We start from the raw sequence: 20,732 nt of genomic DNA on the forward strand, positions 1-20,732 counted from the left end.
AGCAGTCATGAACAAGAAACTCACCACTGGGCTCGCGGTGCTCGCCACCGGGGCCGTCATTCTCACCGGATGCTCCGGCTCCGGCGGTTCCGCGAGTGTCAGCGATGAACTCGACGGACTGACCGGACAGGTCGGGTCGAAGGACTTCTCGGAGCAGTACATCCTCACGTACATCACCACCGAGCTCCTCAACGCGCACGGGGCTGACCTTGAAGCCAACGTGAAGCTGGTCGGCTCCGCGAACGTGCGACAGGCACTGGAGAACGACGACTTCATCGGGTACTGGGAGTACACCGGCACCTCCTGGATCACCTACAACGGCAACACCACGCCGGTGAAGGGTGCAGAAGCCCAGTTCGACGCCGTCAGGGAAGCGGATGCCGCCAAGGGCATCGCCTGGCTGGACCCGGCACCCCTCAACAACACCTATGCGTTCGCCGTTCGCGCCGACAAGGCCGAAGAACTCGGTGTGAAGACGATGAGTGATGTCGCGGCGCTGCCGGCCGAAGAGCAGACCTTCTGCATCGAGAGCGAATTCTCCACACGCGATGATGGCTGGCCCGGTCTCAAGGAGGCGTACAGCATCGACGTCCCCGACTCCCATGTCACGATGCTCGACACCGGCGTCATCTACACGGCGACGCAGAAGGGCGACGACTGCAATTTCGGCGAGGTCTTCCAGACCGATGGTCGCATCCCCGCGCTCGACCTGGTCGTGATGGAAGACGACGAGGAGTTCTTCCCCTCCTACCAGGGCGGCTTCACGATCCGTCAGGACGTCCTCGACGATTATCCCGAGATCGCCGACGTCATCGCCGAGATCTCGCCGCTGCTGACCACCGAGGAGATGCAGAAGCTCAATGCCCTCGTCGACGTCGACGGTGAAGACCCCGAAGACGTCGCGATCGACTGGCTCGAAGAGCAGGAGCTGATCTGATGACGGATGCACTTCAGCTCGGTGAGAGCTTCATCGGCGAAGGGGTGAACGCCGCACACATCAACAGTGTGTACGGCCCCCGCTCCGGCCCTGCCGGCACGGCATGGGCGACGGCTCTCGCCACGCCCAGCCCGGGTCACGTACCCTTCGTGGCGGTGCTCCGCCCCTCGCTTCCGGTCAAGCCGCTGACGCTGTTCGTCACCAAGGCCGCGCCCGCCGGAGACGAGCACGGCAACCACATCTGGGGCCCAGCGCAGGCCGGTGTCGCCGCCGGTGTCGCGGATGCAGTCGCAGAAGGAACGATCCCGGCCGACGCCGTCGACGACAACGTCGTGATAACCGCGGTCTGGGTCAATCCCGGGGCCGATGACGCAGATGCTGTCTACCGCAACAACCGCGAGGCGACCCGTACGGCGCTGCGCAACGGTGCCGACGGGCTTCCGTCCACCGACGACGTGCTCACCGCACGCTCCACACCGCACAACCCTTTCTACGCGGCCCCGGCCGACTGAGCACTGGAGAACTGATAAGCATGGTCACCACCCCGACGGTCGGGTTCATCGGCCTCGGCAGCATGGGTTCGGGCATGTCCTCGAACCTGCAGAAGGCGGGCTACCGACTCGTCGTGACGGATGTTCGCCCGGAGGCGGCGACCGCACTCCTCGCCGGCGGCGCGACCTGGGCGGCCACAGCCGCCGAGGTCGCCGCCGCCAGCGACATCGTCATCACCATGCTGCCGACCCCCCGCCATGTGACCGACGTCGTCACCGGCCCGGGCGGCATCCTCGAGGGGATCGCCGATGGCGGGACATGGATCGACATGTCCACGTCCATACCGGAGGTGGCCGATCGTGTTCGCACGGAGGAGGCGTCGCGCGGTCTGCGCATCCTGGATGCCCCGGTCAGCGGTATGGCCAAGGGCGCTGCGGCCGGCAAGCTGCAGATCTTCGTCGGCGGGGAAACCGAAGACGTCGAGCGCGTGCGACCTGTGCTGGAGGCCATGGGGGATCCCGAGAGGATCCTGCACGTCGGCCGACACGGTGCGGGGTACGCCGTGAAGCTCATGATCAACCAGTTGTGGTTCTCGCACCTCGTCGCGACAGCCGAGGTGCTCGCGGTCGGGGTGCGCGCCGGGGTCGACCTGGGAGTGCTGCGCGACTCGCTCATCGCGAGCCCGGCGAACAGCGCCTTCGTCGAGCACGATGTGCTCTCCATTCTCGAGAACAGCGACTACGACGAGGGCTTCGCGATCGCGCTCGCCTGCAAGGACCTCGGGCTCTCGATCGACCTGGCGCGCTCGGTCGGTGTGCCGGTCGAGCTCTCGTCCCTCGTCGAGCAGGTGTATCGCCGGGCGCGGGCGTCGTACGGCGACCGGGCGGGGGAGATGACGCCGTTCCGACTCTACGAGGACCTCATTCATTCGGAGCTCCGGCTCACGCCGGAACTCGCGCTCGCCGGAGCGGAGGGGCAGGAATGACCGTGGAAGCGGAGATCACCGACCCCGGTGAACGCGAACTGCTGGACCGGGTTCCGACCCAGCTGCTGCTGGGCGACGGATGGACGGATGCCGCGGGCGGAGCCCGCTTCGCCGTGACCGACCCGGCGACCGGTGCCGTGCTCGCCGAAGTGGCCGATGCGCAGCCGGAGGACGGTGAGCGCGCTCTCGCCGCTGCGGATGCTGCGCAGGCAAGCTGGGCCGCCACCCCGCCGCGGGAACGCGGTGAGATCCTGCGTCGTGCGTTCGAGCTCGTCACCGCGCGCGCCGAAGAGTTCGCGCTGCTGATGACGTTGGAGATGGGCAAGCCGCTGGCGGAATCCCGTGGGGAGGTCGCCTACGGAGCCGAGTTCCTGCGCTGGTTCTCGGAGGAGGCGCCGCGCATCTCCGGTCGGTTCGCGACTGCCCCGGACGGCAAGAGCCGTCTGGTCGTGCTGAAGGCCCCGGTGGGGCCGTCGCTGTTCATCACCCCGTGGAACTTCCCCCTGGCCATGGCCACCCGAAAGGTCGCACCGGCGATCGCGGCCGGCTGCACGATGGTGCTCAAGCCCGCCGCTCTCACACCGCTCACGGCTCTGCTGTTCGCCGACGTGCTGCGTGAGGCGGGGTTGCCCGATGGCGTGCTGACGGTCATCCCCACGACGAGGGCCGGTGCGGTGACAGGTCCGCTCATCCGCGACCCGCGGCTGCGCAAACTCTCGTTCACGGGCTCCACCGAGGTCGGTCGTCGCCTCATCGCGGACTCGGCTGAACAGGTGCTGCGCGTCTCGATGGAACTCGGCGGCAACGCGCCGTTCCTCGTCTTCGACGACGCGAACCTGGCGAAGGCCGTCGACGGCGCGGTGCTCGCGAAGATGCGCAATGGCGGGGAGGCCTGCGTCGCCGCGAACCGCTTCCTCGTGCAGCGGGGCATCGCAGCAGAATTCACCCGCCGGTTCACCGAGCGCATCGGCCGATTCCGCATCGGTCGTGGCACCGAGGACGGCACCACCATGGGCCCGCTCGTGGACGGCGCCACACGAGACAAGGTGGCACAGCTCGTGGATGGAGCGGTGGCCGACGGTGCACGGCTCGCGCTCGGCGGTCGCCGCGTGGACGGCGCCGGCTACTTCTACGAGCCGACGGTGCTCGCCGACGTCCCTGCGGACGCGACCATTCTCGGCGAGGAGATCTTCGGCCCGGTCGCACCCATCGTGGTGTTCGACACGGAGGAGGAGGCGATCGAGATCGCCAACAGCACACCGTTCGGGCTGGTCTCGTTCGCGTTCACCTCGGATCTCAACCGGGGCCTCCGGCTGGCTGAACGGCTGGACACCGGCATGTTCGGTCTGAACGCCGGGGTGGTGTCGAACCCGGCAGCGCCCTTCGGCGGCGTCAAACAGTCGGGACTGGGCCGTGAAGGCGGGTTCGAGGGAATCGAGGAGTATCTCGAGACCCGCTATGTGAACATCGCCGATCCGTTCGGACCGGAAGAGTAGCGACATGGACATCACCGATTTCTCGCTGGACCTGTTCTCGATCGATGGTCGAACTGCCGTGGTCACTGGCGGTAACACCGGCCTCGGCAGAGCCTTCAGTCTGGCGCTTGCGAAGGCCGGTGCGAACGTGTTCGTCGCTGGTCTGGCCGACGATGACGGAACGACCAGGCACCTGATCGAGTCGGAGGGGAGGGAGTACGCGTTCCTCGAAGCCGATATCTCGCAACGGGGTGTTCCCGCTGACGTGGTCGACGCCTGCGTGCAGCGATTCGGTTCGCTGGATGTGCTCGTCAATTCAGCCGGCATCGCCCTGCTCGACGATGTCGAGGCATTCGATCGTGACAAGTGGGATCCGATGATCGCGGTGAATCTCACCGCACCCTTCGAACTCGCGCACCAGGCGAGTCGCATCATGCGGCAACAGGGGCACGGCAAGATCATCAACATCGCGTCCCTGTTCGCCTTTCTCGGCGGTCAGCAGTCTCCGGCGTATGCAGCCACCAAGGCCGGAATCGTCGGCTTCACCAAGGCATACTGCGACGAACTGGCCGCGGACGGCATCCAGGTCAACGCCATCGCGCCCGGGTATTTCGCGACGGCCATCACTGCTGCGACTCGCTCGGATCCTGAGGCGAGCCGACGGATCCTCGAGCACATCCCCGCCGAGCGGTGGGGCGACCCTGCCGATCTGATGGGGGCGACCGTGTTCCTCGCCAGTCGCGCATCCGATTACGTCAACGGCCACGTGCTCGTCGTCGACGGCGGCTATCTGATCCGCTGACCTCCCCGCACCGCATCCCTACATCCCTGCTCAACCAAATCTGAAAGCGAAGGCCCTTCCCATGTCGGCATCACGATCCGCCCTCTCACGCGACGAGATCGTCACAGGCGTCACGTCCCTCCTCGGCCCGGACGCCGTCGACACCGATCCGCGTGAGCTTGAGCTCGCGAGCGTCGATCGGTTCAAGAAGTATCAATCGGTGCATGGCATCTTCGACGGACCGATCCCGGCAGTCATCGCCTATCCGCGCAGCACCGACGAGGTCGCCGCGCTCCTGCGGTTTGCGAACGAGAACCTGGTCAACGTCGTGCCGCGCACCGGACGCACCGCGACGGAGGGCGGACTGGAGACGGTCATCGAAGACACCATCGTTCTCGATGGATCACGGATGAACAGCATCCTCGACGTCAACGAAACCGATATGACCGTCACCGTGCAGTGCGGAGTTCCGTTGCAGCTGCTCGAGGATGAACTGCGCGAACGCGGCCTGACGACCGGTCACTCACCGCAGTCGAAGCCGCTCGCGCAATACGGCGGGCTGGTCGCGACGCGCTCTATCGGACAGTTCTCCACCTTGTACGGCGCGATCGAGGACATGGTTGTTGGGCTGGAGGCGGTCTTCCCCGACGGCACTGTGACCCGCATCAAGAACGTGCCGCGCCGTGCGGCCGGTCCTGACATCCGCCACATCGTCATCGGCAACGAGGGTGCGCTGTGTGTGATCACCGAGGTCACAGTGAAGATCTTCCCTTATCACCCGGAGAACACGCGCTTCTTCGGATTCCTCGTCGATGACTTCGAAGACGGTGTTGCAGCGCTGCGTGAGCTCGTCACCGCCGGGTACCGCCCTTCGGTGTGCCGTGTCTACTCGCCGGAGGACGCGAAGCAGCATTTCGCCCACTTCTACGAGGGCAAGAACGTCGTCATCCTTACCGCTGAAGGACCGGAGCCACTCGCCGCGGCGATCGCGACCGGCATCGAAGAGGCGTTCGGCGCGCGACCGCATCAGCGCGTGGACTCCGCGCACATCGAGAGCTGGTTCCAGGGTCTTAACTGGGGACAGGACAAGATCGAGGCCGAGAAAGAGGCGATGCTCCGGGACGCGCACCTCGGCTACACAACCGAGGTCTCGATCAACTGGTCCGGCGTCGGAGCGCTCTATCACGCCGTCATCGATCGCATCCGTACCGAGTATCCGCGCGCCGATCACCTCACCATGCTCGGGGCGCACTCATCGCACAGCTACCAGACGGGCACGAACCTCTATTTCGTGTACGACTACAACATCGACTGTGACCCGCGGGAGGAGATCGACCTCTACCACGTGCCGCTCAATGCGATCATCGTGGAAGAAGCACTCCGATTGGGAGGTTCCATGGTCCACCACCACGGCATCGGCAAGTACCGCACACCCTGGACGCGCGAAGAGCACGGATCGGCCTACCCGCTCCTCGAACGGCTCAAGCGAACGTTCGACCCGAACGGCGTGATGAACGCGGGCACCATCATCCCGCTCGAGCCGTGACCGAACGCCGATACGTCGTCGCGATCGACGGCGGTTCTCAGTCGACGAAGGTTCTCATCGTGGACGATACGGGGGTGGTTCACGCCTCAGCGCAGCGACGTCTGCGACCGACGGAGTCGCCGTTGCCGGGCCGAGTCGTACATCCCGACGATGACCTCTGGGACACGCTCGCCGACGCCTGCCGAGAAGCGCTCGCCGCCTTCGATGGTGACATCGGGCAGATCGTCGGAGTGGGGCTGTGCACGATCCGCTTCTGCCGGGTGCTGCTCGACGAACACGGACGTCTCGTCGAACCGGTGCTGAGCTGGATGGACGAGCGGGTGTCACGTGCGCACGAGCAGGATCCGAAGGTGCGGTACGTCACGACCTCGTCCGGGTATATCACGCACCGGCTCACCGGACACATGCGCGACAGCGTAGGCAACCAGCAGGGTGTCTGGCCCGTAGATCAGCAGAAATGGCGCTGGTCGGATGACCCCACTGCATATGAGCAGACCGGCATGCGACGCGAGCAACTCTTCGAACTCGTGCAGCCTGGCGCGCAGCTCGGTGCGATCACCGTACAGGCGGCGGAGGCGACCGGACTGCCGGCGGGCTTGGCTGTCTACGCCACCGCGAATGACAAGGCCGTCGAAGCGCTGGGATCCGGCTTGCGCGACGAGCGGCAGGTTCTGCTGTCTTTGGGCACCTACATCGCAGCAATGACGGTAGGCGATGAGCCGATATCCACAAACGAGGGCTATTGGACGAACTTTGCCGCGGAGCCTGGGCGATACCTCTACGAGAGCGGCGGGATTCGCCGCGGCATGTGGACCGTGAGTTGGTGGCGTGACCTTCTCGACGGTGGGGTCACCGACGATGGCCTCAATACCGGAGCCGAGGCCATCGCGCCGGGAAGCGACGGCTTGTTCGCTGTTCTCGACTGGCTTGCCCCGAGCGACGCGCCGTATCGTCGCGGGGCACTGTTGGGCTTCGATGGTCGTCAGGGACGGTTCCATGTCCATCGCGCGATCCTTGAGGGCATTGCACTGACGATGCGCACGCATATCGACGCGATGGAAGCGGCGCTGGGACGACGATTCGAGAGCGTGATCATCTCCGGTGGAGGGTCGCGCTCCGACCTGATGATGCGGATCGTCGCGGCTGTCGTGGAACGACCTGTACATCGAAACCGGCTGACGGATGCCGCGGGCTTGGGGGCAGCCATCGCCGCGTTCGTCGGAGCCGGTGTGCATCCGTCGTGGGCGACCGCGGTCGAAGCGACTGTGCGTGCCGCCGAAGAGTTCGAGCCGGATCCAGATCGGGCGAGCGCCTATCGGCCTGTGCGCGAGGCGTACGCGCTGATTCCCCGGCATCTGGATCCGCTGCTTGCAGCCTGGCAGCGGATCATGCCGCGAGTCGACTAACCGTTCGAGCCCGTACATCTCACGTGCCCGCGCGTGTGGGTGCGTGATAGACCTCGAAGAGCTCGCCGCGATCGTCGACCGGCCCGCCGCCTGAGCGATACTTCGGCCGTCACCGAAACGTCGTGCACCTAGCCTGGCGTCATGAACGATCATGAGTATGCCGCCACCGTCGCCTGGGCCGGATCGACCGCATCGGGCTATACGACGTACAGCCGTGAACACGACGTTCAATGGTCAGACGAAGTCGTCACGCTCAGCGCGGACGCGGCGTTCCGAGGTGATGCCTCGCTGCCCAACCCCGAGCAGCTTCTCGTCGCCGCAGCGAGTTCGTGCCAGCTTCTGTCCTTCCTCGCCGTCGCGTCTCTGGCCGGAGTCGACGTCGTCTCCTACCGGGATGATGCGACCGCGGTCATGCCGGCCGCCTCAACGCCGACGAGAATCACACGCATCGACCTCGCTCCCCGAATCGGTGTCAGGCGCGCGGATCCGGATGTCGTGCTCCGCCTCGTGCGGGAGGCGCATGATGGCTGCTACATCGCGAACTCCGTATCGGCGGATGTCGTCGTCACGCCGACCGTGGAAGTGCTGCCATGAACGATCTGTCGATTCCGGTGAGGGATGTCGCGGTCGACATCGCCCGAATCGGCGCCGTGCTCGGTGCGGCCGGCGTCGGGCTGGAAGGCGGCGGGGTATGGGCGGGTCAGGCGCACTACCTGGTGGTCGACGGGGATGCTGCGATCACCGCTCTCGACACGGCGGGGATTCGAGGGGCCAGGGCCGTGCCGGCGCTGTTAGTTCCGCTGCAGGCTGATGTTTCGGGCGAGCTCGGTCGTATGATGACCGTGCTGGCGGATGCCGGAATCGTCGTCACCGCCCAGTACAGCGACCATGAGAACCGCAAGGTCTTCGTGGTCGATGACCGCGAACGCGCCCGGGAGGCACTGAGATGAGCGAGCCGCTGCCGTCTGTGGAGGCACTCGGACAGGTGCTCGCCGAACCGCGGCGGCTGAGGATGCTGCAGGAGTTGCTCGGTGGCGTGCCGTTGCCCGCCGGGGCGCTCGCAGCCAGGATCGGCGTTGCGCCGTCGACGGTGAGCGGCCACCTGGCGCGGTTGCAGGAATCCGGACTGGTGCGCATCGAACAGCGCGGCCGCACACGGTACGCACGTTTAGCCGGCCCGGATGTCGCAGACGCGGTTGAGACGCTGCTGCGCATGACATCGGAGGATCCGGTTTCGTCCTGGTCGGGGAGCGACCGGCAACTGGCGATGCGCAGGGCCCGGTCGTGCTACGACCACCTCGCGGGCGATCTCGGGATCGCGCTGACAGATCTCTTCGTAGCGCGTCGCTGGATCGATTCCGATGTGGGCTCCGCCAGAGCCTCGATCGAGAATATCTCGCAGGCGCTCAGGTTGCGGCTTCAGATCTCCGAATCATCGCGGCCTCTCGTCCGGGGCTGCCCTGACTGGACGGCACGTCGGCCGCATCTTGCCGGTCGCCTCGGCGCCGCCATCCTTTCGGCGCTGCTTTCAGAGGACTGGCTCGCCCGGCGGCGCCACGACCGTGCGCTCAGGGTGACCGATCGCGGTCAGGAGCGATTCGCCGCGCTCGACCTCACATACTGACGATGCGGAGGGCCTCGACATTCGTAGGGCATCGGCGGATGCTGGGTGCATGGCAGTATTTACAGCGGACGGCGGGTTCGGCGTCGAACTCATCGAGCGGGAGCACAGCGGCTGGCGATCGCTTTGCGATGGCACCGGTGGCGACTTCTACGGCGACATCATGACTGCGGGTGGCGTCATGATCCTGGCGCACGGATTCGCCTTGACGCGCGCGGATGTCGTCGCATCGCTTGCGGATGCGCCGCCCTGGGAACGATACGAGATCGACAACGCGCGTGTCATCCCGATCGCCGAAGACGTGGCATCCGTCGTCTACACGGGCCGTGGCTTCCGCTCTGGAGAACCGCCGTTCGTCGCGCTGATGTCGAGCACCTACGTACGTGAGGACGGACGCTGGCGCCTCGCGATCTACCAGCAGACGCCCGTCCCTGCGACAGCCTCCGAGTGACGCCGTGGCTCACAGCCGATCCACTGCGGTGACGGTGACGACGGCCTCACCCGCCTCGTCGGATGCTGCGAGATCGATCGTCGCCGAGATGCCCCAGTCGTGGTCGCCGGCGGGGTCGTCCAGGATCTGACGTGCGGTCCACTCGCGCGGTCCCTCAGTCAGTAGAAGCAGCTGGGAACTGCGCGCATCCGGGCCGGTGAGGATCTCGTCGTGCTCGGCGAAGTACCCGTCGAGCGCGGTATCCCAGGCCCCGCCGCCGAACTCGACATCAAGCTCGGCCAGTGCGTCGACATCTTCGAGAGCTGCCAGCTGCACACGGCGGAACAGCTCGTTGCGCACGAGGGTCCGGAATGCTCGCACATTCGACGTGAGGCGCTTCGGGGCGGGCGGGACGATCGGTGCCTCGTCCTTCGACGCCTGAGCCTGTCGAAGGACGAGGAGCGCGTTGTCGGTGCCAGCTCGCAGCTCCTCCCACTCGTCCAGCAGCGAGGAGTCGACCTGCCGTACGAGCTCACCCAGCCACTCGATGAGATCGCGCAGGTCTTCGTTCTTCAGCTCCTCGGGGATCGTCTGCGATGCGGCGCGATACGCATCGGACAGGTAGCGCAGCACGACACCCTCTGAGCGCGCGATCTTGTAGAAGGCGACATATTCCCCGAACGACATGGCTCGTTCGTACATGTCGCGCACGACGGACTTCGGATGCAGCTCGAAGTCGCGAATCCACGGCTGCGCGGTGCTGTAGGTCTCGAACGCCTGGTCGAGCAGTTCCTCCAGCGGCTTCGGGTAGGTGATCTGCTCGAGCAGCTCCATGCGCTCCTCGTATTCGATGCCCCCACGCTTCATCTCGGCGACCGCATCCCCCCGCGCGAGGAACTCCTGCTGGCTGAGCACCGCACGGGGATCGTCGAGTGTGGATTCGACGATCGAGATCATGTCGAGAGCGAAGGTCGCGGCATCCGGGTCGAGCAGTTCGAACGCGGCAAGCGCGAACGGTGAAAGCGGCTGATTCAGCGCGAAGTTCGGCTGCAGAGCGACCGTGAGGCGGATCTCCCCGGCGGACGACTGCTCCACCACGCCTGATTCGAGAAGCGTCCGGTAGATCCCCAACGCGCGCAGCGCCAGCATCCGCTGCCGGGTCCGCGGCTCGTGGTTGTCATATACCAGCGCGCGCATATTCGCGAACACGTCTCCGCCGCGGGCGATGACGTTCAGCATCATGGCGCTCGTGATCTGCATGTGCGAGGTCAGCGTCTCCGGCTCGGCGTCCACGAGCTTGCGGAACGACGGCTCGCCCCATGAAACGAACCCGTCGGGAGCCTTCTTGCGAATCAGCTTGCGCTTCTTCTTCGGATCGTCGCCCGCCTTCTTGATCGCGGCGGCGTTTTCGGATTCATGCTCGGGCGCCTGGCACACGACGGTGCCGGCCGTGTCGTACCCGGCTCGCCCGGCGCGACCGGCGACCTGATGGAACTCGCGCGCATTGAGCTGCCGCATCCGGGTGCCGTCGAACTTCGTCAGCGCCGTCAGCAGCACCGTGCGGATCGGGACGTTGATGCCGACGCCGAGGGTGTCGGTGCCGCAGATGACGCGCAGCATCCCGCGCTGGGCGAGCTGTTCCACCAGACGCCGGTACTTCGGCAGCATCCCCGCGTGATGCACCCCGATGCCCGCCCGCAGGAACCGCGACAGCGTCTTACCGAACGCCGTCGTGAAACGGAACTCGCCGATCAGAGCGGCGATTTCATCCCGCTGCTCCCGGGAGGCGATCTTCGTGCTCGACAGCGCCTGTGCGCGTTCCATGGCCGCCGCCTGTGAGAAGTGCACGACGTACACCGGCGCCTGGTTCGTGGACAGCAGCTCGTCGATCGTCTCGTGGACCGGCGTGAGCTCATAGAAGAAATGCAGCGGCACGGGGCGCTCGACGCCGGTGACCACGGCTGTTTCGCGCACTGTCCGACGGGTGAGATCGGCGGCCAGATCTGTGACATCCCCGAGGGTCGCCGACATGAGCACGAACTGCGCTTGGGGCAGTGTCAGCAGCGGCACCTGCCATGCCCACCCACGGTCGGGATCGGCGTAGAAGTGGAACTCGTCCATCACGACCTGCCCGACATCGGCTGAGGGCCCTTCGCGCAGCGCGAGGTTGGCGAGGATCTCGGCCGTGCAGCAGATGATCGGTGCATCCGCGTTCACCGACGAGTCGCCCGTAATCATGCCGACGTTCTCTGCGCCGAAGATGTCGACGAGTGCGAAGAACTTTTCGCTCACGAGCGCTTTGATCGGGGCAGTGTAGAAACTGCGGCGACCTGAGGCAAGCGCGGTGAAGTGCGCGCCGACGGCAACCAGCGACTTACCGGTTCCTGTCGGGGTGGAAAGGATCAGATTCTGTCCCGAGACGATCTCGATGACCGCTTCGTCCTGGGCCGGGTAGAGGCGGATGCCGGTGGCCTCTGCCCATTCGACGAACGCCAGATAGACGGCATCCGGGTCGACGTCCCCGCCGCTGCTCGGCCCGAGAAAGATTGCATGGTCGAGCCGTGGGATAGAAGTCATGATCCTTCGATCATCCCCTATCTCAGTCGATGATCGTTTGCGGTGCACCACGGCGACGCCGCGCGAGCAGGATGCGCGCCAGGACGACGGTCGCGACGAACAAGCACAGCGCCGCGGTGATCGACATCCCGACGCCGAAGCTCGTCTGTGCCGCGATGAACCCCACCAGCAGTGACCCGACGCCGGTGCCGGTGTCGAATCCGATGTTCCAGACAGCGCTCGCCGTGTCGCGATGGCGTGGCCCCACGGCCGCGAACGACTCCACCAGCGTGACGTTCTGCAGACTGCCGTAGGCGATGCCGGTCACAGCCATCCCGGCGATGAGCGCCGCGCCGCCACCACCGGCCATCGCCCAGACGCACGAAGCCAGCCCTGTCGCACCGAGCACGAGCAACGGCGGTTGGAACGGCAGATAGCCGAACCGGTCCGCGAGGCCGCCGATGAGCCAGCGAGCGGATGCCGAGCACACGGTGAGCGCGAAAAGCCCGGCGACTGCGTAGCCGCCGACCTCGGGGAACTGCGGCACGAAGGTCAGCAGCGCACCGCCGGGCGCGGTGATCGTCAGCAGCACGGCGCTGGGTGCGATCAGCGGCAGCCACAGACGCGTCGTGCTGCCGTGCGGCAGCTCGGGCTCGGGTGCGCGTTCGGCATGGTCGAGGCGTCGCCCGAGCAGGAGCGCGGGGATCGCCGCGACCAGTGGCGCGGCTCCGACCGCGAACACCGCCCAAAAGCCCAGGTTGTTCGCGATCCACACCGAGGTCGGCACCAGCAGGATCTGCGGGGCAGACAGCGACAGCCCGTAGAGACCGATCGCACGGCCACGGCGCGGAGCATCCACGAGCCTCGCCACGGCCGATGACCCGCACACGGTCACCACGGCGAAGCCGGCGCCGCGCACCGCCGACAGCGCGAGAATCGCGGGCAGGGAGTCCGTCGTCAGCAGCACGAGAGACGGTGCCCCCAGCAGCATGGTGCCCGCCGAGAGCGTGATGCGCCAGCCGAAGCGACGCAGCGCCGCGGGCACGGTCGTCTGCACCGCGACGGTCGCGGCCATCATCACGGCGTTGATCAGACCCGCCCCGACCTCATCGGCACCGCCGCGCACCGCCCACAGCGGAACCGTCGACACCAGTGCGCTGAAGCCGGCGAAGCTGAGCGCCGACATCGCCATCAGCGCGGCGATTCCGGGGACGCGGATGACACTTCCCGGAGTCGCAGCCATGCCAGTCATATCCGACTCAGCCTACCGAGCGCGATGGACGTCCTCAGCCGTCGCCGACGAGCTCACCGCGGATGCGCCGCAGATCCTCCATGAGCGATCCGACGAGGATCCAATGCCCGGATGCCGGTGGCAACACCTCGAGCGGAGTGGTCAGCGCCTGGATCGCCTCTGTCTCGGTCGCAGTGGCCGACGCGACTTCGGCCACCTGCACGGCGAGGCGTACGTCGTGACCGGCACGGCGCAGCTGCTCGGCGATGGCGTGGACGCTGGGTTCGTCGCTGATGGTGTCGTCGTAGTGGTCGAGGTAGGCGCGGGTCATGCCGATCACCTGCGTGACGATCGGCGACAGCGTCGTGAGAAGCTCGCGCATCTCGGCAATATCTGCGCGGTGCGAGCGGCGAGGGTTGAACGTGATCGATTCTTCGGCATCGGTGACGGATGCTTCGGCTGCCGCCTGCATCGGACGCAGCAGGCGCGCTTCGAGGATGAGCTCCTGCAATTGGGCCGGTGTCTGCGTCGACGGCAGTGCCATCGCCAGCCGATCGAGCGTCGCGGCGAGCTCTCCGCCGAGCAGGCCGAGGTCACGACGGGCCGGCGCGGTGTGCACCGGCGGCACGATCAGGGTATTGACGACGATGCCGATCACGACCCCGATGATGGTCTCGACGATTCGGTGCACCGCGTACTCCGGACTCGTCGATCCGAGCGCCAGCACGAGCATCGCCGAGATCGCGACCTGGTTTCCCATCCCCGGCGTCGCGCGCATCGCCCAGGCGACGAGCATCGCGACGACGATCGCGAGCAGGATGACCCAGCTCTGCTGCCCGAGAAGGAGGCTGAGCGCCGTCGCGATCAGCACGCCCACGATCACTCCGGCGCTGCGCTCGAGCGCCTTCGTGAACGACTGGTTCACGCTCGGCAGCACGACCAGGAGCGCCGCGATCGCGGCGAACACCGGCAGCGGACCGGGCACCAGCCACCCGGCGATCAGCCAGGCGCCGATCGTCGCCACGGCCGACTTGACGACCTGCAGCAGAGGGGCGCGCTTCGGGCTTGTCACCGCCGACGTCATGCGCATGGCTCCACGTTAGCTGTCTCGGGCTGGCTTTCCCGATCGGACATTTGTGAACTGAGGCGACCCTAAGCTCTGATAGATTAGGCGAGGCTTACCAAAGCATCGCGGCTGACGCCGCCCACCATCTCCCGATCCGAAGGAACAGCCTGTGCGTATTTCCCGCATACTCGGCCTCGGTGCAGCTGCGGTTCTCGCCGTCAGCCTCGCCGCTTGCGCCGCCCCCGCCAACAGCGCCGACTCCGGTGACGACACGAACCCCGCATCTGATGCTGGTTTCCCCGTCACGATCGAGCACGCCTTCGGTGAGACCACGATCGATGACAAGCCCGAGCGCGTCGCGTCGGTCGCGTGGGCGAACCACGAGGTTCCTCTCGCGCTCGGCATCGTTCCGGTGATCTTCGAGAAGGCGACCTGGGGCGATGACGACGGCGACGGCCTGCTGCCCTGGGTGGCAGACGAACTCGACGAGCTCGGCGTCTCCGACCCCAACCTCTATGATCCGACCGATGGCATCGACTTCGAGGCGGTCAGCGACTCGCAGCCCGATGTGATCCTCGCGCCGTACTCCGGTCTCACTCAAGAGGACTACGACACCCTCTCCAAGATCGCACCTGTCGTGGCGTACCCCGAGGTCGCCTGGGGCGCCTCCTACGAAGACATGATCGAACTCAGCTCCACGGCGCTGGGACTCGAGAGCGAGGGCGATGAGCTTATCGCGTCGCTTGATGACGCGGCGATCGCTGCCGCCGAGGCGCACCCGGCGATCGAGGGCAAGACGGCCATGTTCGCGTCTTTCGACCCCAGCGATCTCAGCTCGATCGGGTTCTACACCAGCGATGACACCCGCCCCGCCTTCCTCGAGCGGTACGGCATGCCGTACCCGGAGCTCGTCTCCGACGCCGGTGACGAAGGCGATGAGTTCTACAGCACGGTCAGCGCCGAGCAGGTCGAGAGCTTCCAAGACGTCGATGTCATCGTGACCTACGCCGAAGAGTCCCTTCTTCCCACGCTGCAGGCCGACGCGCTGCTGTCGAAGATCCCGGCCATCGCTGAGGGTCGCGTGGTGTTCCTCGGCGCGACGGGTGTGCTGGCGACGGCATCCAACCCATCCCCGCTGTCGATTCCCGGTACGGTCGAGCAGTACTTCGCGGCCATCGATGAGGCGCTCGCTGACGCAGAGTGACTGTCACGACCGCCCCGACTCAGCCGAGCGCCGCCCATCTGAGGCGCTCGGCTGCTGTCCGCTCCGCCTGGCTGCTCGTCGCGGTCGTGGCGCTGCTGGGCGCCTGCGTGCTCTCGGTGAGCTTCGGCGTGCGGGCGGTCTCGGTCGACGATATCCTCGCCGCTCTCGGCGGTGCCACCGAGACCGTCGGGGAGGCGGCGATCGCCAAGCGCGTTCCTCGCACGGTGCTGGCGATCCTCGTCGGTGCGGCGCTGGCGATGTCGGGGGCGAGCATGCAGGCGGTCACACGCAACCCGATCGCAGACCCCGGCATCCTCGGGGTGACGACGGGGGCCTCGCTCGCCGTCGTCTTGGGCCTCGTGTTCTTCGGCATCGACGACGCCTGGGTGTACATGGCCTTCGCCATCGTCGGCGCGATGGTCGCGGCTGTGTTCGTGTACACGGTCGGCTCGCTCGGCCGGGGCGGTGCGACCCCACTGAAGCTCGCGCTGGCGGGCGCGGCGACCTCGGCGGCGTTCAGCTCGCTGATCAGCGCCATCATGTTGCCGCGCGTGAACATGCTCACCAGCATCCAGTCGTGGCAGATCGGCGGCGTCGGCGGTGCCGAATGGAGCCGTATCGCGGTCCTCGTGCCCGTGGTCGGGGTCGGCGCCGCTCTCTGCCTGCTCAGCGCCCGAGGCATGAACTCGCTCGCACTGGGAGACGACCTCGCCGCAGGATTGGGCGAGCACGTGATGCGCACCCGCATCGTCTCGGCCATCGGCGCCGTAGTGCTCGCCGGTGCAGCCACGGCGATCGCCGGTCCGATCGGTTTCGTCGGCCTCGTGATCCCGCACATCTGTCGCCTGCTGATCGGCACCGATTACCGGTGGCTGCTGCCGTTCTCAGCGGTCGCCGGCGCGCTGCTGCTCACGGCATCCGATGTCATCGGGCGTCTCGTCCTGCACGCCGAAGAGCTGCAAGTCGGTATCGTCACGGCGGTGGTCGGCGCCCCCTTCTTCATCTGGATCGTGCGCAGACAGCGGGTGCGTGAGCTATGAGCGTCGACACGATCATCCGCGGGCGGATGCTGCGCCGCAGGCGTCGCACGCTCATCACGCTCGTGCTCGCCGCTCTCGTGCTCGCGGGCTTCTCAGCGATGCTCATGCTCGGCAACACGTTCTATCCCGTGGGCGATGTGCTGCGTGTGATTCTCGGCGAGACCGTGCCGGGCGCAAGCTTCACAGTCGGGGAGTACCGCCTGCCACGGGCGGTACTCGGCATCCTCGCCGGCTTCGCCTTCGGCATCGCAGGCGTCTCGTTCCAGACGCTGTTGCGAAACCCGTTGGCCTCTCCCGACATCATCGGGATCTCCTCCGGAGCGAGCGCCGCTGCCGTGACCGGCATCATCGTGTTCTCGCTCGATGACAGTGCCGTGTCTCTGGTCGCATTGGTCGGCGCGCTCGTGACGGCTCTGGCGATCTATCTGCTGTCGAACAAGGGCGGCTTCGCCGGCACACGTCTGATCCTCATCGGCATCGGCGTCGCGGCGATGCTGCAGAGCGTGGTGTCTTACGTGCTCTCGCGAGCGGGCGGCTGGGACATCCAGCAGGCGATGCAATGGATGACCGGCAGCCTCAACGGCGCGACCTGGTCGAGCATCGCCCCGCTCGGTATCGCGAGCCTCATTCTCGTGCCCGCCCTCGTGCTGGCCGAGCGCTCGGCAGGGCTTCTGCGATTCGGTGACGACACCGCATCGGCACTCGGTGTACGGGTGTCGGCCACACGCTTGCTGATCATCCTCGGCGGCGTAGCCCTGCTCGCATTCGCCACGGCCGCGGCGGGCCCGATCGCGTTCGTCGCGTTCATGTCGGGGCCCATCGCGGCGCGCATTATCGGACCCGGCGCGAATCTGCTGTTGCCGTCGGCTTTCGTCGGGGCCCTGCTCGTCCTCGGCGGCGACCTCATCGGGCAGTTCGCCTTCGGGGAGCGTTACCCTGTGGGCGTCATCACCGGCGTGCTCGGCGCGCCGTACTTGATCTATCTCCTCATTCGAACCAACCGCTCCGGGAGCTCACTGTGACCGAGGAACACACGCTGTCGGCCGAGGGCATCACCCTCGGCTACGGTGACCGCACCGTGATCGACGGGCTCGACCTCGCCCTCGCCCCGGGAAAGATCACCTCGATCGTCGGCGCGAACGGATGCGGTAAATCAACCCTGCTTCGTGCCTTGGCACGGCTGCTGGCTCCGTCATCCGGTCAGGTCATCCTCGATGGAAAGTCGCTGCAGGCACGGTCGACGAAAGAGGTCGCCCGCGTGCTCGGTCTGCTGCCGCAATCGCCTATCGCGCCGGAAGGCATCACGGTGGCTGATCTGGTCGGTCGGGGACGGCATCCGCACCAGAAGATGCTCGCCCGCTGGAGCGCGCACGACTACGCGGTCGTGACAGATGCGCTCGAGGCGACCGGTGCGATCGAGCTCGCCGAACGCAGCGTCGACGAGCTCTCCGGCGGCCAGCGCCAGCGCGTGTGGATCGCGATGGCTCTCGCTCAAGAGACCGACATCCTGCTGCTGGACGAGCCGACGACCTTCCTCGATGTCGCACACCAGGTCGAGGTGCTCGACCTGCTCACCGACCTCGCGGTCTCGCGCGGCACCACGATCGTCATGGTGCTGCACGACCTCAATCTCGCTGCTCGTTACTCCGACGAACTCGTCGCCATGTGTCGGGGCGCCGTGCATGCGACGGGTGCCCCGGGCGACATTCTCACCCATACGCTTGTCGAAGAGGTCTTCGGCATGGCGAATGAGATCACCGCAGACCCGGTTTCCGGAAAGCCTATGGTCATGCCAATCGGGAGGCATCATGTCCGCTGACACCACCACACGCACGCGTCCGCCGTACGTTCTCGCCCGCGCAGAGGTGCGCGCCGTCGAGCGCGTCTCGCCGAGTTTCGTGCGCATCACGCTCGGTGGTGCTGAGCTCGACGACTTCGGCACCCCGGGTGACGTTTTCGACGCTCGTATCAAGCTCGTCTTCCCGCCGGCATCCGGCGTGCTCCCCTCGATCGATCGCGACACCGATGACTGGTGGGCCGCGTACCTTGCGATTCCCGAAGACGAGCGCGGTTCGATGCGCACGTACTCGATTCGCGAGCTGTTCGTATCGGATGCCGGAACCGAGGTCGTCATCGACTTCGTGCTGCATCTGGCTCCGGGACTGACCGGCCCGGCGTCGCTGTGGGCCAGCCGTGCCGCGATCGGCGATGAGCTGCTCCTGGTCGGTCCGCGGCGCGGGCGTGAAGGGCGCAGCGGCATCGAGTACGCGCCGGCCGAGGCATCGTCGGTCGTGCTCGTCGGCGATGAGACGGCAGCGCCGGCGATCGCGCGCATCCTCGAAGACGCCCCGCGCGAGACGCGCGGCATCGCTTTCATCGAGGTGCCCGAGGCATCCGATCAGCTGGCGATCGATGCGCCCGAGAACGTCGAAGTGCACTGGCTGCCCCGAGGGGATGCCCTGCACGGCCTGCGCGTCATCCCGACGGTGCTCGACTATCTGGGTGACACCGGCCACGACGAGATCACGGTGCAGGATGCCGATGGTGAAGACCTCGTCTGGGAGACGCCGGTGTACTCGGGCTTAGGCGAAGAGGTCACCGCATCTTCCGGGGCGAATGACGATCGCTACTTCTGGATCGCGGGCGAGAGCGGCGTCGTCACCACGCTGCGCCGCCACCTGGTGAAAGACCTGGGCGTCGACCGCTCGCAGGTGGCGTTCATGGGGTACTGGCGCCGCGGCGTCGCGATGCGCGGCTGAGGTTCGCGCCCGATCTGCTGACGTTGTCCCGATCTGCTGAGGTTATTGCGAAATTCGTCCGCAGATCGGGACATGGTCGGCGAATCGGGACAGCCCGCAGCGTCGGGAAGATGTCGCCGGGGCGTGGTTCGATGGATGCATGAACCAGGAGCTGCGGATGCTACGCGAGACCCGAGCGATCTGGGCCACCGTCGTGTGCTTTCTCCTCGGGACCGGCGTGGGAACACTCGTGCTCTGGGGCAATCCCCGCCCGATCGCCGGAGACGGCTCGGTGGGCCTGCCCGCGGCGTTCACCGCAGCGGCGATCGCTGCGGCATCTTTCGTCGTCAGCACCGTCGTGCATCGTCGAGGCGAGCACTCGGGCATGCCGCGCTGGCAGATCGTCATCTCGTCCGCATCCGCCATCGCGCTGACGATCGCCTTCGCCGGCGTCACCGCGCTGGGTGTGCTGCTGGCGAGCGAGGTGCTCGGGGTCGGCCTGCAGGGACTCGAGCTCCCGGCGCTCGGCGGTGGCATCGTCATCGGCGTCGCCAGTGCGGTCGGCGGACGACTCGCGTTCGACGCGGGGATAGGACTGACCACCTCTGATCTGGCCACGCTGCTGTTCAGCTACCTCGTCATCGGAACCCTGTTCGCGATGCTCACCGCCGCCGACCCGCGGTGGTGGGAGATGAACTTCTCGCAGCTGGGCATCGGCACCGGATCGTGGGCGTTCAACGGAACGCTCGTTGTCGCCGGCATCCTCACCGCCACCGTCGGCATGTACATCGGGCGCGACCTGCACCGCATCCTCGGCGACGCCAGGCTGGGGCGCATCGGCTGGGTCGTCGTGCTGTGGGCGGCGACCGGTGTGGCCCTGGCGATGGTCGGGATCTTCCCGCAGGAGGGCGCTGTCGTCGTTCACAACGTCGTGGCTGTCTCAACGCTCGTGCTGTTCGCGGCATCGGGCGTGCTCACCACGGCGACCATCCCGGGCCCGCCACCCGCGTTGACGGCCACGACGGTCGTGATCTCCCTTCTGCTCGTGGTCGCGTTCGTGCTCGCTGACGCGTTCGAACTGTTCTCGCTCACCGTGCTCGAGGCGGTCGTGATCGCCCTCGGACTGCTCTGGTTGACGACGCTCGTGCGGGTGCTGGCCGTGCTGACACCCGAGCGCAGTCGGCCTTCGCTGCGCGGCAGGTTGCTCGGCGCTCGATAGGGGGA

General features: G+C 66.7%; 20 protein-coding genes. 17 read left to right on the forward strand and 3 right to left on the reverse strand.

Annotated elements, in window-relative coordinates; genetic code table 11:
- Window positions 1-7 precede the first annotated feature (7 nt).
- The 11 genes from Q1J95_RS01725 (at window position 8) to Q1J95_RS01775 (ending at window position 9,694) form a co-directional block, all read left to right on the forward strand.
- Window positions 8-937 carry a glycine betaine ABC transporter substrate-binding protein gene (locus Q1J95_RS01725; protein ID WP_300265542.1) on the forward strand — a complete coding sequence of 310 codons (930 nt, stop codon included), beginning with the start codon at window positions 8-10 and terminating at the stop codon, window positions 935-937.
- A complete protein-coding gene (fae, locus tag Q1J95_RS01730) occupies window positions 937-1,449 on the forward strand; it encodes a formaldehyde-activating enzyme (RefSeq protein ID WP_300265543.1) in 513 nt (170 codons plus the stop codon). The genes Q1J95_RS01725 and fae overlap by 1 nt, the downstream gene beginning before the upstream one ends.
- Window positions 1,450-1,469: 20 nt before the next feature.
- The gene (locus tag Q1J95_RS01735; protein WP_300265544.1) at window positions 1,470-2,414 is read left to right on the forward strand and encodes an NAD(P)-dependent oxidoreductase; all 945 of its coding nucleotides are present in this window, start codon (window positions 1,470-1,472) and stop codon (window positions 2,412-2,414) included.
- The gene (locus Q1J95_RS01740) at window positions 2,411-3,910 is read left to right on the forward strand and encodes an NAD-dependent succinate-semialdehyde dehydrogenase (RefSeq protein WP_300265545.1); all 1,500 of its coding nucleotides are present in this window, start codon (window positions 2,411-2,413) and stop codon (window positions 3,908-3,910) included. The genes Q1J95_RS01735 and Q1J95_RS01740 overlap by 4 nt, the downstream gene beginning before the upstream one ends.
- Before the next feature lie 4 nt (window positions 3,911-3,914).
- Window positions 3,915-4,691 (forward strand): SDR family oxidoreductase, encoded by a 777-nt coding sequence (locus tag Q1J95_RS01745; protein WP_300265546.1) that lies wholly within the window; start codon window positions 3,915-3,917, stop codon window positions 4,689-4,691.
- Between the two features lie 61 nt (window positions 4,692-4,752).
- Window positions 4,753-6,216, forward strand: coding sequence for an FAD-binding oxidoreductase (locus tag Q1J95_RS01750; RefSeq protein ID WP_300265547.1), 1,464 nt, complete (start codon window positions 4,753-4,755; stop codon window positions 6,214-6,216).
- Window positions 6,213-7,622 (forward strand): FGGY-family carbohydrate kinase, encoded by a 1,410-nt coding sequence (locus Q1J95_RS01755; RefSeq protein WP_300265548.1) that lies wholly within the window; start codon window positions 6,213-6,215, stop codon window positions 7,620-7,622. The genes Q1J95_RS01750 and Q1J95_RS01755 overlap by 4 nt, the downstream gene beginning before the upstream one ends.
- A gap of 141 nt (window positions 7,623-7,763) precedes the next feature.
- Window positions 7,764-8,216: an OsmC family protein gene (locus tag Q1J95_RS01760; RefSeq protein ID WP_300265549.1), complete on the forward strand. Its 453-nt coding sequence runs from the start codon at window positions 7,764-7,766 to the stop codon at window positions 8,214-8,216.
- The gene (locus Q1J95_RS01765) at window positions 8,213-8,572 is read left to right on the forward strand and encodes a hypothetical protein (RefSeq protein ID WP_300265550.1); all 360 of its coding nucleotides are present in this window, start codon (window positions 8,213-8,215) and stop codon (window positions 8,570-8,572) included. Before Q1J95_RS01760 ends, Q1J95_RS01765 begins: the two co-directional genes overlap by 4 nt.
- The gene (locus Q1J95_RS01770; RefSeq protein ID WP_300265551.1) at window positions 8,569-9,246 is read left to right on the forward strand and encodes a metalloregulator ArsR/SmtB family transcription factor; all 678 of its coding nucleotides are present in this window, start codon (window positions 8,569-8,571) and stop codon (window positions 9,244-9,246) included. Before Q1J95_RS01765 ends, Q1J95_RS01770 begins: the two co-directional genes overlap by 4 nt.
- Before the next feature lie 49 nt (window positions 9,247-9,295).
- Entirely contained in the window at window positions 9,296-9,694 is a 399-nt protein-coding gene (locus Q1J95_RS01775; RefSeq protein ID WP_300265552.1) for a nuclear transport factor 2 family protein, read from the forward strand.
- A gap of 9 nt (window positions 9,695-9,703) precedes the next feature.
- Here Q1J95_RS01775 and Q1J95_RS01780 read toward each other — a convergent pair whose 3' ends face one another.
- Genes Q1J95_RS01780 through Q1J95_RS01790 form a run of 3 tightly spaced genes read right to left on the reverse strand, consistent with a single transcriptional unit; the run spans window position 9,704 to window position 14,550 of the window.
- A complete protein-coding gene (locus Q1J95_RS01780; RefSeq protein WP_300265553.1) occupies window positions 9,704-12,250 on the reverse strand; it encodes an RNA helicase in 2,547 nt (848 codons plus the stop codon).
- 22 nt (window positions 12,251-12,272) lie between these two features.
- Entirely contained in the window at window positions 12,273-13,481 is a 1,209-nt protein-coding gene (locus Q1J95_RS01785) for an MFS transporter (protein ID WP_300265554.1), read from the reverse strand.
- 34 nt (window positions 13,482-13,515) lie between these two features.
- Window positions 13,516-14,550 carry an FUSC family protein gene (locus tag Q1J95_RS01790; RefSeq protein ID WP_300265555.1) on the reverse strand — a complete coding sequence of 345 codons (1,035 nt, stop codon included), beginning with the start codon at window positions 14,548-14,550 and terminating at the stop codon, window positions 13,516-13,518.
- Window positions 14,551-14,695: 145 nt separating this feature from the next.
- Between Q1J95_RS01790 and Q1J95_RS01795 the strand changes: the two genes are divergently transcribed.
- The 6 genes from Q1J95_RS01795 (at window position 14,696) to Q1J95_RS01820 (ending at window position 20,727) form a co-directional block, all read left to right on the forward strand.
- Entirely contained in the window at window positions 14,696-15,730 is a 1,035-nt protein-coding gene (locus tag Q1J95_RS01795; protein ID WP_300265556.1) for an ABC transporter substrate-binding protein, read from the forward strand.
- Window positions 15,727-16,770, forward strand: a complete 1,044-nt coding sequence (locus Q1J95_RS01800; RefSeq protein ID WP_300265557.1) for an iron ABC transporter permease — start codon at window positions 15,727-15,729, stop codon at window positions 16,768-16,770. The genes Q1J95_RS01795 and Q1J95_RS01800 overlap by 4 nt, the downstream gene beginning before the upstream one ends.
- Window positions 16,767-17,792, forward strand: coding sequence for an iron chelate uptake ABC transporter family permease subunit (locus Q1J95_RS01805; protein ID WP_300265558.1), 1,026 nt, complete (start codon window positions 16,767-16,769; stop codon window positions 17,790-17,792). The genes Q1J95_RS01800 and Q1J95_RS01805 overlap by 4 nt, the downstream gene beginning before the upstream one ends.
- Window positions 17,789-18,589 (forward strand): ABC transporter ATP-binding protein, encoded by an 801-nt coding sequence (locus Q1J95_RS01810; protein ID WP_300265559.1) that lies wholly within the window; start codon window positions 17,789-17,791, stop codon window positions 18,587-18,589. Before Q1J95_RS01805 ends, Q1J95_RS01810 begins: the two co-directional genes overlap by 4 nt.
- Window positions 18,579-19,529 (forward strand): siderophore-interacting protein, encoded by a 951-nt coding sequence (locus Q1J95_RS01815; RefSeq protein WP_300265560.1) that lies wholly within the window; start codon window positions 18,579-18,581, stop codon window positions 19,527-19,529. The genes Q1J95_RS01810 and Q1J95_RS01815 overlap by 11 nt, the downstream gene beginning before the upstream one ends.
- 139 nt (window positions 19,530-19,668) lie before the next feature.
- Complete coding sequence (locus tag Q1J95_RS01820; protein WP_300265561.1) at window positions 19,669-20,727, forward strand: DUF998 domain-containing protein; 1,059 nt, start codon at window positions 19,669-19,671, stop codon at window positions 20,725-20,727.
- The last annotated feature ends 5 nt before the right edge of the window (window positions 20,728-20,732 follow it).

Source organism: Microbacterium sp. (genome assembly GCF_029263575.1).
Lineage (GTDB): Bacteria > Actinomycetota > Actinomycetes > Actinomycetales > Microbacteriaceae > Microbacterium.

Excerpts from the sequence above, each read along its gene's own strand:
- Q1J95_RS01745 (WP_300265546.1), top strand. The coding sequence starts at position 3,915 with ATGGACATCACCGATTTCTCGCTGGACCTGTTCTCGATCGATGGTCGA.
- Q1J95_RS01765 (WP_300265550.1), top strand. The coding sequence starts at position 8,213 with ATGAACGATCTGTCGATTCCGGTGAGGGATGTCGCGGTCGACATCGCC.
- Q1J95_RS01775 (WP_300265552.1), top strand. The coding sequence starts at position 9,296 with ATGGCAGTATTTACAGCGGACGGCGGGTTCGGCGTCGAACTCATCGAG.
- Q1J95_RS01805 (WP_300265558.1), top strand. The coding sequence starts at position 16,767 with ATGAGCGTCGACACGATCATCCGCGGGCGGATGCTGCGCCGCAGGCGT.
- fae (WP_300265543.1), top strand. The coding sequence starts at position 937 with ATGACGGATGCACTTCAGCTCGGTGAGAGCTTCATCGGCGAAGGGGTG.
- Q1J95_RS01725 (WP_300265542.1), top strand. The coding sequence starts at position 8 with ATGAACAAGAAACTCACCACTGGGCTCGCGGTGCTCGCCACCGGGGCC.
- Q1J95_RS01790 (WP_300265555.1), bottom strand. The coding sequence starts at position 14,550 with ATGCGCATGACGTCGGCGGTGACAAGCCCGAAGCGCGCCCCTCTGCTG.
- Q1J95_RS01770 (WP_300265551.1), top strand. The coding sequence starts at position 8,569 with ATGAGCGAGCCGCTGCCGTCTGTGGAGGCACTCGGACAGGTGCTCGCC.
- Q1J95_RS01750 (WP_300265547.1), top strand. The coding sequence starts at position 4,753 with ATGTCGGCATCACGATCCGCCCTCTCACGCGACGAGATCGTCACAGGC.
- Q1J95_RS01735 (WP_300265544.1), top strand. The coding sequence starts at position 1,470 with ATGGTCACCACCCCGACGGTCGGGTTCATCGGCCTCGGCAGCATGGGT.
- Q1J95_RS01760 (WP_300265549.1), top strand. The coding sequence starts at position 7,764 with ATGAACGATCATGAGTATGCCGCCACCGTCGCCTGGGCCGGATCGACC.
- Q1J95_RS01785 (WP_300265554.1), bottom strand. The coding sequence starts at position 13,481 with ATGACTGGCATGGCTGCGACTCCGGGAAGTGTCATCCGCGTCCCCGGA.
- Q1J95_RS01815 (WP_300265560.1), top strand. The coding sequence starts at position 18,579 with ATGTCCGCTGACACCACCACACGCACGCGTCCGCCGTACGTTCTCGCC.
- Q1J95_RS01820 (WP_300265561.1), top strand. The coding sequence starts at position 19,669 with ATGAACCAGGAGCTGCGGATGCTACGCGAGACCCGAGCGATCTGGGCC.
- Q1J95_RS01740 (WP_300265545.1), top strand. The coding sequence starts at position 2,411 with ATGACCGTGGAAGCGGAGATCACCGACCCCGGTGAACGCGAACTGCTG.
- Q1J95_RS01780 (WP_300265553.1), bottom strand. The coding sequence starts at position 12,250 with ATGACTTCTATCCCACGGCTCGACCATGCAATCTTTCTCGGGCCGAGC.